The 13,033-nt window shown below is 63.2% G+C and carries 11 protein-coding genes; 1 reads left to right on the plus strand and 10 read right to left on the minus strand.

Going from position 1 to position 13,033, the window contains the following annotated elements:
- Window positions 1-13 precede the first annotated feature (13 nt).
- From L6639_RS24715 to L6639_RS24725, 3 genes are all read right to left on the minus strand, one after another.
- Window positions 14-574: a carboxymuconolactone decarboxylase family protein gene (locus L6639_RS24715; RefSeq protein ID WP_237864232.1), complete on the minus strand. Its 561-nt coding sequence runs from the start codon at window positions 572-574 to the stop codon at window positions 14-16.
- Window positions 575-690: 116 nt separating this feature from the next.
- The gene (locus L6639_RS24720; RefSeq protein ID WP_237864233.1) at window positions 691-1,836 is read right to left on the minus strand and encodes a PLP-dependent cysteine synthase family protein; all 1,146 of its coding nucleotides are present in this window, start codon (window positions 1,834-1,836) and stop codon (window positions 691-693) included.
- A gap of 107 nt (window positions 1,837-1,943) precedes the next feature.
- On the minus strand, window positions 1,944-2,408 hold the full coding sequence (locus tag L6639_RS24725) for an Lrp/AsnC family transcriptional regulator (RefSeq protein ID WP_237864234.1): 465 nt from the start codon (window positions 2,406-2,408) through the stop codon (window positions 1,944-1,946).
- 159 nt (window positions 2,409-2,567) lie between these two features.
- On the opposite strand from L6639_RS24725, the gene L6639_RS24730 reads away from it, so the two are divergent.
- Window positions 2,568-3,584 (plus strand): 1-aminocyclopropane-1-carboxylate deaminase, encoded by a 1,017-nt coding sequence (locus L6639_RS24730; protein WP_237864235.1) that lies wholly within the window; start codon window positions 2,568-2,570, stop codon window positions 3,582-3,584.
- A gap of 213 nt (window positions 3,585-3,797) precedes the next feature.
- Here L6639_RS24730 and recQ read toward each other — a convergent pair whose 3' ends face one another.
- The 7 genes from recQ to L6639_RS24765 form a co-directional block, all read right to left on the minus strand.
- Window positions 3,798-5,663 carry a DNA helicase RecQ gene (gene recQ, locus L6639_RS24735; protein ID WP_237864236.1) on the minus strand — a complete coding sequence of 622 codons (1,866 nt, stop codon included), beginning with the start codon at window positions 5,661-5,663 and terminating at the stop codon, window positions 3,798-3,800.
- A gap of 103 nt (window positions 5,664-5,766) precedes the next feature.
- On the minus strand, window positions 5,767-6,510 hold the full coding sequence (locus tag L6639_RS24740) for a polysaccharide deacetylase family protein (RefSeq protein WP_237864237.1): 744 nt from the start codon (window positions 6,508-6,510) through the stop codon (window positions 5,767-5,769).
- Between the two features lie 105 nt (window positions 6,511-6,615).
- Window positions 6,616-7,617, minus strand: coding sequence for a homoserine O-succinyltransferase MetA (metA, locus tag L6639_RS24745; protein WP_237864238.1), 1,002 nt, complete (start codon window positions 7,615-7,617; stop codon window positions 6,616-6,618).
- A gap of 12 nt (window positions 7,618-7,629) precedes the next feature.
- A complete protein-coding gene (locus L6639_RS24750; RefSeq protein ID WP_237864239.1) occupies window positions 7,630-8,931 on the minus strand; it encodes an O-acetylhomoserine aminocarboxypropyltransferase/cysteine synthase family protein in 1,302 nt (433 codons plus the stop codon).
- A 245-nt stretch (window positions 8,932-9,176) separates the two neighbouring features.
- Window positions 9,177-10,736, minus strand: a complete 1,560-nt coding sequence (locus tag L6639_RS24755; protein ID WP_237864240.1) for an amidase family protein — start codon at window positions 10,734-10,736, stop codon at window positions 9,177-9,179.
- A gap of 190 nt (window positions 10,737-10,926) precedes the next feature.
- Window positions 10,927-11,121, minus strand: coding sequence for a hypothetical protein (locus tag L6639_RS24760; protein ID WP_237864241.1), 195 nt, complete (start codon window positions 11,119-11,121; stop codon window positions 10,927-10,929).
- Window positions 11,122-11,197: 76 nt separating this feature from the next.
- Complete coding sequence (locus L6639_RS24765) at window positions 11,198-13,030, minus strand: carbamoyltransferase family protein (RefSeq protein ID WP_237864242.1); 1,833 nt, start codon at window positions 13,028-13,030, stop codon at window positions 11,198-11,200.
- Window positions 13,031-13,033: the final 3 nt, after the last annotated feature.

Here is a 13,033-nt window from a genome sequence, read left to right on the forward strand (position 1 = left end):
GTCCGCAGCCGATTTAATCCGGCACAGGTACATCGAAAGTGTTCAGCGTCACCGAGACCATGCAATAGACCCCGACGAGATAGGACAGCTCGGCCGCGCCGTGCTCGCCGAACTCCTTCACCGCGGCCCGATAGGTCAGCTCAGGCAGAACGCCACCGCTCACCAGCGCAGACGCCATGTCATAGGCAACGGCCTCCTGCTTGGTGAGATCGACCGGCCGCTGTCCGGCGACGATGGTCGCGAGCTTCTCGTCGGAGAGGCCGCGCTGCTCGGCCACCAGCACATGGGCGTAGAGCTCGTAGCCCGAGCGGAAATGCGAACCGGTGACGAGGATCGCGACCTCGCGCACGGGCGCCGGAAGCAGTGGGTTCGACGCAATCGCCTTGACCAGCTCCCATACCGGCTTGCCGAAGCGCGGTTCGCTGATCCAGGGATTCCAGGGACCAAGCAGTGCGCCGTCCTCGCGCATGTTCACAAAGCCCTTGAAGTGATCCTTGATGCCCGCTTGCATGTCGGCATAGAGCGGCTTCTGTTCGTCGCTCAGCTCTTTCGGATCGAGAATGGGAAGGCGCACGGCAGGATCTCCTCGTTGAGAAGGGGCGACCGTCGCCCGCGTGCGCGTACATGACAAGTGAAGTTGCTGTGACGACCGTGCAAATTCACAAAATGGCAGCACGAAGCCTACAAGGCTCACGGCCTCTGTGGGTTGACGACGTCGTCGATTGCGAGCTCCAGCGGCTGTCCGGTCTCGAGGAATGACGACAACGCCGCCTCGACGGGCGCGGGATCGAGACCGCGCGCGGCGAGCCAGGCCGGCTCATAATAGGTCTGCCGATAACGCTCGCCGGAATCGCAGATCAGCGTCACCAGCGATCCCGTCTGACCTGCCTTTCGCATCTCGGATGCGAGCCGGCACAGCGCCAGGAAATTCGTGCCGGTGGAGCCGCCGACCGCGCGGCGCAGGCGGCGCGACAGCACGTTCATCGCGGCGATCGTCGCCGCATCCGGGATCTTTATCATGCGATCGACCACGCCAGGCACGAAGGATGGCTCGCAGCGCGGCCGGCCGACGCCTTCGATCAGCGAGGGGCGTTCGCAAACACGGGAGCGGTCTTGCGAGCGGAAGCAGTCGAAGAAAGCGGAATGCTCCACATCGGCGACGCAGAGCCGCGTCGAATATTGGCGATAACGCAAATAGCGGCCGATGGTGGCCGACGTGCCGCCGGTGCCCGCCCCCATCACGATCCAGTCCGGAAGGGGATGCGGCTCGCCCTTCAACTGCGTGAAGATCGATTCGGCGATGTTGTTGTTGCCGCGCCAGTCGGTGGCTCGCTCGGCGAAGGTGAACTGGTCCATGTAGTGGCCGTTCAACCGGGTCGCGAGCGCGGCGGCTTCCGCATAGAGCGCGCGGCCATCGTCGATCAGATGGCAATTGCCGCCATAATGCTCGATCGCAGCGATCTTCTCCGCCGAAGTCGTGCGGGGCATCACGGCGTAGAAGGGTACACCGATCATCTCTGCGAAATAGGCTTCCGACACCGCGGTCGAGCCCGACGACGCTTCCACCACAGGCGTGCCTTCGCGGATGTGGCCATTGCAGAGCGCGTAGAGGAACAGCGAGCGCGCCAGCCGGTGCTTCAGGCTGCCAGTCGGATGCGTGGATTCGTCCTTCAGGTAGAGATCGATGCCTGACAGCGCCGGCACGATCAGCCGGATCAGATGAGTGTCGGCCGTGCGACACTGATCGGCTTCGATCGCGGCCACGGCCTCGTCGACCCAGCCGCGCCGGTAGCTAGGGGCGGCGGGATCATGCGGACGAAAGGGAAGCGGCGGCATTGGGTGAATCTCTCACGATGCGCATCGCGCATCAATAGCTCTGGACTGTCGTTTGACGCGTTTTCATGGCGCGAACCGGTTTCCACTTCGCTGGAAAACGCTATCGCTCAGAACTCCAGCGGCGCGTTGTCGACGACTTCCTTCATCACGAAGAAGGTGCGGGTCTGGCGCACGCCGGGCAGCGCGATGAGCTGCTCGCCATGGATGCGGTTGAAATCCTCCATGTCGCCGACTCGGATCTTGAGGAAGTAGTCGAAATCGCCGGCGACGAGATGGCAGTCGAGCACGAATTTGAGCTTGGCAATCGCCTGCTCGAAGGTGGCAAAGCTCTCCGGTGTCGAACGGTCGAGCACGACGCCGACCATCACAAGCGTGCCCTTGGCCACCTTCTTCGGCGCCACCATGGCGCGAACCGTGGCGATAAAGCCGTCCTCGAACAGGCGCTGGGTGCGGCGATGGCAGGTGGCTGGGCTGATCGCGACTGACACAGCCAGCTCGGCGTTGCTGAGCCGGCCGTTATTCTGCAGCAATCTCAACATCTTGAGGTCGATACGGTCGAGCCGCGCTGACATGGAAGAAGCTTCCAAATATTTGGACTTACTAGGAAGAAATCTTAGCCCATATGGATATTTCTGCAAGAAAACGCGCAATGTTGGCGCAAAATTCGAGAGCACCTTCTCATTCTGCAATGATAGCCACATCCCAGACACAACGCCATCAGGGATGATCCCATGAATCTGGACAAATTCGCGCGCTATCCGCTGACCTTCGGTCCGACGCCCATCGAGAAGCTGGAGCGGCTGTCAAAACATCTCGGCGGCAATGTCGAGATCTACGCCAAGCGCGAAGACTGCAATTCCGGCCTCGCCTATGGCGGCAACAAGCTGCGCAAACTCGAATACATCATTCCCGATGCGATCGCCTCGAACGCCGATACGCTGGTCTCGATCGGCGGCGTGCAGTCCAACCACACCCGCATGATCGCGGCCGTCGCGGCCAAGATCGGCATGAAGTGCCGGCTCGTGCAGGAAGCCTGGGTGCCGCACGAGGACGCCGTCTATGACCGCGTCGGCAACATCATGCTCTCGCGCATCATGGGCGCCGACGTGCGCCTGGTCGACGACGGCTTCGACATCGGCATCCGCAAGAGCTGGGAGCAGGCGGTCGAGGAAGTGAAGGCTGCGGGCGGCAAGCCTTACGCTATTCCCGCCGGCGCGTCCGTGCATAAGTTCGGCGGTCTCGGCTATGTCGGCTTCGCCGAGGAAGTGCGTAAGCAGGAGAAAGAGCTCGGCTTCAAGTTCGACTACATTGTCGTCTGCACCGTTACCGGCTCGACTCATGCCGGCATGCTGGTCGGCTTCGCCGACGACGGCCGCGCGCGAAAGGTGATCGGCATCGATGGTTCGTTCACCCCTGATCAGACCAAGGCGCAGGTGCTCTCGATCGCCCAGAACACGGCCAAGCTCGTCGAACTCGGCAAGGACATCGTTGCAGACGACGTCGTGCTGATCGAGGACTACGCCTATCCCGCCTATGGCGTGCCGTCGGAAGAGACCAAGGAAGCGATCCGCCTCACCGCACGGTTAGAAGCGATGATCACCGACCCTGTCTATGAAGGCAAATCGATGCAAGGCCTGATCGACCTCACCAAGAAGGGCTATTTCGAGAAGGGCGCGAAGGTCCTCTACGCCCATCTCGGCGGCGCGCCGGCACTGAACGGCTACGGTTACGCGTTCCGGAACGGTTAAGAGGCTCTGCTCGCGCCGAACACAACTGGTGTCGTCCTGGGCAAGCGCAAGCGCAGACCCGGGACCTATACCCCCAGGGAGATGTTTGGCGAAGACTTGCAGTTTGAGACTTCTGCCGATCACAATCGATCAATCACGCGGTATGGATCCTGGATCTTCGCGCGCTTCAGGCGCGCTTGTCCGGGATGACGATATGGAAAGATCGGCGCGCCCCTACCGCGTCCTGACGATCTGCAACAGCTCCTCGCCGTAATGCTCGAGCTTCTTGTCGCCGATGCCGGGGACATTGCGCAGCTCGTCGAGCGTGGTCGGCCAGGCCCGCACGATGCCGTCGATGGTGGCATCGTGCAGCACGACATAGGCCGGCACGCCGCGCTCGCGCGCCACATCCGAGCGCCACGACCGTAGTCGCGCGCGCAATTCGGGATCGATATCGCCCTGCGGCGTGTTCGCTGCGGGCGCAAGGTCGCCGCGGCGGACCTTGGCACGACTTGCGCGGACGCGGGTTCCAGGTGCTTCCTCGCGCAGCCAAACTTCGGTCTCACCGCGCAGCACGCCCCGCGCAGTCTCCGTCAGCTTCATTGCGCCGTAGGCTTCGCTGTCGGCCTGTAAATGCCCCATCGCGACCAGCTGCCGCAGCACGGTCCGCCATTGCTTTTCGTTGAGCTCGCGCCCGATGCCGAACACCGACAGCTTGTCGTGGCCGAACTGCGTCACCTTGTCGGTCAGGCGCCCGATCAGCACGTCGATCAGGTGCATCGCGCCGAAACGTTGTCCCGTCCGATAAACACAGGACAGCAGTTTCTGCGCCAGCACCTTACCGTCACGCATTTTTGGCGGCGTCAGGCAGTTGTCGCAATTGCCGCAATTCTCGGTGCCTACCGTCTCGCCGAAATAGGCGAGCAGCCGCCTGCGCCGGCACTGCGCGGTCTCGGCGAGGCCGACCAGTGCATCCAGCTTGCCGATCGACACGCGCTTGAAATCGTCGGAGCCGCTGGATTCGTCGATCATCCGGCGCTGCTGCACGATGTCGGAGAGGCCATAGGCCATCCAGGCGACCGACGGCTTGCCGTCGCGCCCGGCGCGTCCGGTTTCCTGGTAATAGGCCTCGATGCTCTTGGGCAGGTCGAGATGGGCGACGAAGCGCACGTCGGGCTTGTCGATGCCCATGCCGAAAGCGATGGTCGCGACGATGACGATGCCGTCCTCGTTGAGGAAACGGTCCTGGTTGCGCGAGCGCACGCTGCTGTCGAGGCCGGCGTGATAGGGCAGCGCCGAAATGCCGGCCTCGTCGAGTGCGGCCGCGACCTCCTCGACACGATTGCGCGATAGGCAATAGACCACGCCGGCGTCGCCAGCATGCCGTTCCCGGATGAAATCCTTCAGCTGCGACACCGCGTTGCGCTTGTCGACGATCTCGTAACGGATGTTGGGCCGGTCGAAGCTGGAGACAAATTGCGGGCTGTCGGCCAGCTGGAGCCGCTGGACGATCTCTTTCCGCGTCAGCTCATCCGCGGTCGCGGTCAGCGCGATGCGGGGCACGTCGGGAAAGCGCTCGGCGATGATGGAGAGGCCGACATATTCAGGCCGGAAATCGTGCCCCCATTGCGAGACGCAATGCGCCTCGTCGATCGCGAACAGCGCCACCTTGGCCTGCGCCAGCATCGACAGGCAGCGCGGCGTCACCAGCCGTTCGGGCGCGACATAGAGCAGGTCGAGATCGCCTGCGATCAGGCGCCGCTCGATCTCGGAGGCCTCCTGGAACGACAGCGACGAGTTCAGCGCGGCGGCGTTGACGCCGGCCTCGATCAGGCCCGCGACCTGGTCACGCATCAGCGCGATCAGCGGCGAGACCACGATGCCGCAGCCTTCGCGCAACAGCGACGGCAATTGATAGCACAACGATTTGCCGCCGCCGGTCGGCATCAGCACCAGGCAATTGCCGCCATCAGTCACATGACGGATGATCTCACCCTGCGCGCCGCGAAAGCCCGGCAGGCCGAACACCGAACGCAACACCGACAGCGCATCGCGGCCATCGGCCGGCGCGGGCAGCGGAGCGGTGGAAGGGACGGACATGGGGGTGTCGAGGGTCTAAGAGATTCGCCACAACGCCAGTCGCATGACCGCGCGGGCGTGGCAAGCCCATCTTCACCTTCCACTTGCCGCAAGAGTTGAAAAGCTACGCCCCGATCCGGCGCAAGGCTTCGGCGACTGTCACAATCGGCATGTTGCGCGATGCCGCCGCCATCAGCGCGTGGCGCAGCAGGGCCGGCGTGCAGCCATAGGGGCTCGGCGCATCGACAACGTCATGGCCGTAGAAGATCAGCCAGCCGCCGCTTGCCACCGCCTCGTCGAAATAGCGATCGACACCATCCGTATCGATCTCGCAATTGACCAGCGGCGAAGCGCGCAGGAACTGGAGATCGATCACGTCGTTGTTGACGCCGGGAAGGATCCCCCGCGCCGAACGAAAGATTTTGGCGAGCTGCGGTTTGCGCCAGACCGAGGCGAGGCCGTACGGATAGGCAAAATTCTCAAGCCGGATCGAGCTATCGATGCCGCGAAAATGGCTGCGGTTCCGCTCGATCTCGCGCGCCATCGCACTCTCGTCGAGATCGACCGCGCGCGAATGCGAGAAAGTATGGCAGCCGATCTCGTGACCGGCGCGATGCAGCCGAACGATCGCCTCGTTCGACAGACCGTGCCAGTGGTCTCCGGGCTGATTGATCAGGCTGCCTGCGATATAGAACGTGCCGCGCCCATCATGCGATTCCAGCAGCGCAGCGCCCTCGCCTGCTGCGCTATCGGGTGCATCATCGAAGGTGAAGCTCACCATCGGCGCGTGCGCCGGCAGGCGGTGCGGAGCGGCGCGGAAATGCCGCGCCAGCCGATTGCTCAAGCGTCCGTTGAGGCCCGACAGCACGAGTGCATTCCCTGTGAGTCTGTGTTTCTGTACTGAAACATTTGCGCGGGGTGTGAGGCAAGCTTAACGCTTGGGTAATCCTAATGCGGAGCCACCAGCCTCGGACTAACGCGCAAGCAGCGGAGCATCGGCGTCCGCACCGAGATATTGCAGCCAATTGCTGAAAAGCACCGCTGCGGCGGTGCCAGCCGCGATATCTGTGCGCAAAGTCAGCGCTGGCAGCTCGTTGGTCAGCGCCGGATGACGCTGGTGCTTCGCCCGTTTCTCGAAGCGCGCGAGCTTGTCCTCCGTCGTTGCGTCAAAATAACTCACCGGGAGGGCGGGATAGACCTCCCGCTCACGCGCGAGATAACGACCGATGTCGCGCAGATATTCGCGCTGCAGCGACAATGCGTCATACTCGGGATGGCCCTGGAAGAACACGAAGCGGCTGGCATACTGCCGGATGAAGACGTCGACGCCAGCCTGGGCCGACCGGCTCAGCACCTGATAACCGGCCTGCGCTAGATCGCGTTCGGTCACTTCATTCAGGCGCGAATGCGAGACCTTGAGCGGTGCCGGCGCATTGCGGGTCAGCGGGTCGCCGGTCACGGCCTCGCAGTCGAATATCCCATGGCATTTCGACGACAGCCGCTGTCGTTCGATGCGATCAAGATGCAGCACCGCCGCATGGGCGGCAAGGCACGACCAGATCGTCGAGCGCGTATTGACCCTGGCCCAGTCGATCAGCTCGGTAAGATCGCGCCAGTACGGCTCCTGGTCGAGCTCGGGCGCGACCGGCTCCGCGCCCGTCACGATCAGGCCATCGAATTTTTGGTGCTTGAGATCCGCGAGGTCGGAATATTCGCTCTCGACATGCCACTTCGCTTCCGGCGAGCGCTTAACCGACGGCAGCGAGAAGCAATGGAAGCGGATGCGGCGCGGCCCTGCAGCGGCCTGGAGCAGCTTCATGAACTGCCGCTCGGTCGCCTTTAGCGCCGTATCCGGCATGTTGTTGATCAACCCAATGGTGAGCTCAGGAACCGCATGAACGCGCGCGAGGTCGCCTTCGGCTGGAACCAGCGCCGGGCTCGCGATACCTTGATCCCTGGCGATCAAGACGCTCATCGGTCCGACTGCCTACTCCGCGGCCTGAAGACGCGCGGCCGGACAGGCCTTTTCCAGCGCCTGATCGATGTCCTCGATGATGTCTGAGGCGTGCTCGATGCCAATCGAGAGGCGGATCGTCTCCGGCAGAACACCTGCAGTGCGCTGTTGCTCCGCCGACATCTGGCGGTGCGTGGTCGAGGCCGGATGGCAGGCCAGCGACTTGGCGTCGCCAATGTTGACGAGCCGCGTAATCAGCTTCAGCGCATCATAGAAGGCCTTGCCGGCTTCCATGCCGCCCTTGATGCCGAAGGTGAACAGGGAGGAGGCGTTGCCGTCGAGATATTTCTGGACCAGCTGGTAATACGGGCTTTCCGGGAAGCCGGTGTAATTGATCCAGGCGACACGCGGGTCGTTGCGCAGGAATTCGGCGACCTTGCGGGCATTCTCGCAATGGCGCTCCATGCGCAGCGCCACGGTCTCGATGCCCTGGAGCAGCAGGAAGGCGTTGAACGGCGACAGCACCGAACCCATGGTGCGCTGATAGACACTGCGCGCACGCTCGATATAGGCGGTCTTGCCGAACCGCTCGGCATAGACGAGCCCGTGATAGGAGGCGTCGGGCTTGTTGTAGGCCGGGAAACGGTCGGCGTGCTCCGCCCAGGGGAAGTTGCCGGAATCGACGATGGCACCGCCGAGCGTGGTGCCGTGGCCGCCCAGGAACTTGGTCAGCGAGTGCACGGCGATGTCGGCGCCGTAGTCGAACGGCTTGAGCAGAATGGGCGTTGCGACGGTGTTGTCGACTATCAGCGGCACGCCATGAGCATGCGCAATTTTTGCCAGCGCCTCGATGTCGCAAACATTGCCGGCGGGATTGCCGATGGTCTCGGCGAACACGGCGCGGGTGTTCTCGTCGATCAGCCTTGCGATCGCGTCGGGCGCATCGCTCTCGGCAAAGCGGCCGGTGATGCCCTGCCGCGGCAGGATGTGGGAAAGCAGCGTATGCGTCGTGCCGTAGAGCTGCGGCACCGACACGATGTTGCCGCCGTGGTCGGCGACGTTGACGAAAGCGAAATGCAGCGCGGCCTGGCCAGTCGCAACCGCGAGCGCGCCGACGCCGCCTTCGAGCTGTGCGATGCGCTTCTCCAGCACGGCGCTGGTGGGATTGGCGATGCGGCTGTAGCGAAAGCCTTCGGCCTCGAGATTGAAGAGCGCTGCGCCATGGTCAGCGCTGTCGAAGGCGTAGGCGGCAGTCTGGTAGATCGGCACGGCGACCGCGTGCGTGGTGGCTTCGGGCTCGTAGCCGGCGTGAATAGCGATCGTCTCGTTGCGCATCGTACCACCTCCGCGTGGGACGCGGGCCGCACTTATTGGCCTGTATGAGGCATGTGCGTTGTCCGCCGTCCCTCTGTTAGAGGCGGGTGGTAAAGCGGACAATAATTCGCTTAGAGATCGAGGAAGTAACCCTAACGGTTGTTGGTGAATTGGCTAAAATTTGAGTCAATTTGGATTAACGACTGCGTCGGGCTCGCCAAAAGGTTCTCCCTCACACATGGAGAGGGAGAACCGGTCCTATCGCCCTACTCCATCATCTCCCAGAGCCGATGGGTCAGCACGCCCGCCCGCTTCTCGATCGCAGCGGCAGCGTCCAGCGCGAGATCCTCGCGGTAGCGGCCGGCGATGAGCTGCACGCCGATCGGCTTGCCGTCATGCACGGTCACCGGCACCACGGCGCCGGGCAGGCCCAGGACGTTCATGGCGGAGATGAAGCGGATCTCACCCCAGAAGATTTCCTGCACGCGCTCGGCGCTGATGGTGTCGTCGCGCGGGCCCGGCGTCGGCTTCACCGTGGTCGGCGCCAGCACTACTGGATACTGCTCGAAGAACAATTGCCAGGCGCGGATATGGCCGCTGCGCGCGGCTGTCGCCTGCATCCAGGCCTTGAGGTCGAGGACATTGGCCTTGGCCTTCATGCCACCCCAGGCCTTGTGGAAGTCTTCGGACGTCACCTTCAGCATACCGGCCTCCTGCATCACCACCGTCTCGTTGGTGATGATGTCGCACCAGATCTGCCAGACGCCGTTGATGTCGGGCACCTCGACCTCGCTGACGCGATAGCCGGAACGCTCCAGATGATCGGCGGCCTGCCGCAGCGCCGCGCTGACCGACGGATCAACCTTCATGTCTTCAGGGATTTTCGCCAGCGCGACCTTGATCGGTCCCTTCGGCTTCGGTCCGACCAGCGGCGCCGGCACCCACCAGGGGTCGCGCGGATCGCGCTGACTCATCGCTTCCAGCGCAAGACGAACGTCGGCAACATGGCGTGCGAGCGGCCCTTGCGCCGACATCAGATGCGCCAGCATCGGTCGCTCTGCGGTGGCACTCGCGTTGAAGGCGGGAATGCGCCCCTGCGTCGGCTTGATGGTCGCAACACCGTTGCAGTGTGCTGGCCAGCGCAGTGAACCGCCGATATCGTTGCCATGCGCGATGGTGCCGATGCCGGCGGCGACCGCCGATCCCGCGCCGCCCGAAGAGCCGCCGCAGGTGATATCGGAATCCCAGGGGTTGAGCGTCAATCCGTGCAGCGGATTGTCGGTGAAGCCGCGGAACGAGAATTCCGGCGTGTTGGTGAGGCCGATGACGATCGCGCCGGCCTTTTTCAGGTTGCGCACGACAGGCGAATCCGACGGCGCAACGAGATCCTTGTTGGCGGGAACGCCGTTGAAATTGGGCCTGCCTTCGTAGTCGACATTCTCCTTGATGGTCACGGGCACGCCGTGCAGGAGGCCGAGCTCGCCACCCTTGGCGCGCTGCTTGTCCGCCCCATGCGCCGCCTTCAGCGCTTCCTCTCCAAGATCGACCACGACCGCATTCAGCCTGGGATTGACCACATGCATCCGCCCCAGATGGGCCTCAACGGTCTCCACCGCGGAGATTGCGCCGGAGCGGATCGCGGCGGCGGTCTCGACCGCGGACCATTGCCAGGCCGGCCCCTTGGGGCGACGCGCCGTGGCCTTCTTGACCGCTGTCTTGGCGGTCGGTTTCGCGACAGCCCTTTTACGGAAAGAGGTCTTCTTACTCGCGATCTTCTTTGCTTTCTTTGAAGCACTTTTCTTCTTGGTCGCCGTCTTCTTCGCCACGCCGCATCTCCCGAAATTTGCGGCCCGGAGGTTACGGACGGCGGCGGCCTCTGTACAGCGGCGTTTGTGCATGACGCATTGGCAGCGGTCGCCAATGCGACGAACCGTCAGGGTACGGGTGAGCGATCCCGTGCTGAAGCGCGCGGGAGACGGGAGATGGCGGGTGACGGGAGGCGGCTAGGCCCTGAGGTCACCGGCGCTGCGCCTCCGGTGTCGGCGAGGCGGACGCAACCACACCGACGGAGGTCGATCCCCGAACCGGGGCCCGTCCGAGTTCGGCGTCATAGGCGTAGCTCAGCGAGCGCTCGCTGACGCCGTCCCGCAGCTCGCGAAAATCGGCGATCCGGAGCCCGATCTCCAAAGCTGCCAACGTCACGGCCGTCATGATGAGATTGCGACGAGCGAATGGAGCAAGTGACGAAGCATTTTATCTTTGCGAGCAGCCTCGTCATCCCTGACCATCAGTCGAGCTCGAAGCGGTTCTTGTAGTCGAGCTTCAGCGTCGGCGACTGGTCTTCCTTCTTCAGGAAGCAATTGCCGACCACCAGGACCTCGATATCGCTGCCCATGAAGCAGCGGAAGGCATCTTCCGGCGTGCACACGATCGGCTCGCCGCGCACGTTGAAGCTGGTGTTGACCAGCACCGGACACCCCGTCGCGGCCTTGAAGGCCGTGAGCAGGTCATGAAATCGCTGGTTGGTATCGGCATGCACGGTCTGGACGCGCGCCGAATAGTCGACGTGGGTCACGGCCGGGATGTCCGATCGGGCGATATTGAGGCGCTCGATACCGAACAGCGTCTCGTTGCGTGGATCGGCCGGTAGCCGCCGCTTCCCCAAGACGTCCGCGACAAGCAGCATATAGGGACTATCCTCGTCGAGCTCGAACCAGTCGGCGACATCCTCACGGAGCACCGCCGGCGCAAATGGACGGAAGCTTTCTCGAAACTTGACGCGCAGATTGAGCGAGCTCTGCATGGTGGGGGACCGGGGGTCACCGAGAATGGAGCGCGCCCCCAACGCGCGTGGACCGAACTCCATTCGCCCCTGGAACCATCCGACCGCCTTCTCCGCGATCAGGGCCTCGACGGTGTCGCTGATGATGGCGTCATCATCGAGCTCGGTGAACACGGCACCGGCTGCTCGCAGCCGGCTTTCGATCTCCGATGGCGCGAAGGCCGGCCCAAGATAGCTCCCCGCCATGGCGTCGCCCGCGGCGGGGATGCGGGGTTTGCCTGCGAATTGATGATACGCCGCCAGCGCGGCGCCGACCGCGCCACCGGCATCGCCTGCGGCCGGCTGGATCCAGATCTTCTCGAATTGCCCGTCACGCAGGACCTTGCCGTTGGCGACGCAATTCAGCGCGACGCCACCGGCGAGACAGAGATTTTTCGATAGACCCTCGCGCGCCAGGCTGCGGGTGAGACGCAGCACGATCTCCTCGGTCACATGCTGGACAGACGCCGCCAGATCCATGTGACGCTGCTCCAATAGCTCCGATGGATCGCGCGGCCTGCCGCCGAACAGGTCGTCGAAACGGCTATTGGTCATGGTGAGACCGGTGCAATAATCGAAATAGCCGAGATCGAGCCTGAAGCTGCCGTCGTCCTTGAGATCGACGAGATGCTCGAGGATCAGCTTCGCATATTTCGGCTCGCCATAGGGGGCGAGCCCCATCACCTTGTACTCACCGGAATTGACCTTGAAGCCGGTGTAATAGGTGAAAGCTGAATAGAGCAGCCCGATCGAATGCGGGAAGTTGATCTCGCGCCGCAAATCGAGCGTGTTGTCACGGCCAAAGCCAGCCGACGTCGTCGTCCACTCGCCGACACCATCGAGCGTGAGGATCGCGGATTCCGTGAACGGAGAGGCGAAAAAGGCCGAGGCCGCGTGGCTTTGATGATGATCGGCAAACAGAAGCCTTGCCTCCCAATCGACGGCGTCATCAATCGCACGCAGATGATTACGGAGAACGCTCTTCTGGAACAGCTTTTCCTTGAGCCAGACCGGAATGGCCGTCCGGAACGACCGAAAGCCACGCGGCGCAAAGGCAAGATAGGTCTCGAGCAGGCGCTCGAACTTGAGAAATGGCTTTTCGTAGAACACGACATGATCGAGCGCGCTCGCGCCAATGCCGGCTTCCTCAAGGCAATAACGAATCGCGGAGCCGGGAAAGCCGGGATCGTGCTTCCTGCGCGTGAAGCGTTCTTCTTGCGCCGCCGCGACGATCTTGCCATCGATCACAAGCGCCGCGGCACTGTCATGGTAGAAGGCCGAGATCCCCAGGATGCGCATCGC

Source organism: Bradyrhizobium zhengyangense (assembly GCF_022012555.1).
GTDB classification, from domain to species: Bacteria; Pseudomonadota; Alphaproteobacteria; order Rhizobiales; family Xanthobacteraceae; genus Bradyrhizobium; species Bradyrhizobium zhengyangense.

Bases quoted from the DNA above. Each gene is read 5' to 3' on its own strand.
- L6639_RS24725 (WP_237864234.1), bottom strand. From the start codon at position 2,408: ATGTCAGCGCGGCTCGACCGTATCGACCTCAAGATGTTGAGATTGCTG.
- metA (WP_237864238.1), bottom strand. From the start codon at position 7,617: ATGAGCGTCTTGATCGCCAGGGATCAAGGTATCGCGAGCCCGGCGCTG.
- L6639_RS24720 (WP_237864233.1), bottom strand. From the start codon at position 1,836: ATGCCGCCGCTTCCCTTTCGTCCGCATGATCCCGCCGCCCCTAGCTAC.
- L6639_RS24750 (WP_237864239.1), bottom strand. From the start codon at position 8,931: ATGCGCAACGAGACGATCGCTATTCACGCCGGCTACGAGCCCGAAGCC.
- L6639_RS24760 (WP_237864241.1), bottom strand. From the start codon at position 11,121: ATGACGGCCGTGACGTTGGCAGCTTTGGAGATCGGGCTCCGGATCGCC.
- L6639_RS24765 (WP_237864242.1), bottom strand. From the start codon at position 13,030: ATGCGCATCCTGGGGATCTCGGCCTTCTACCATGACAGTGCCGCGGCG.
- recQ (WP_237864236.1), bottom strand. From the start codon at position 5,663: ATGTCCGTCCCTTCCACCGCTCCGCTGCCCGCGCCGGCCGATGGCCGC.
- L6639_RS24730 (WP_237864235.1), top strand. From the start codon at position 2,568: ATGAATCTGGACAAATTCGCGCGCTATCCGCTGACCTTCGGTCCGACG.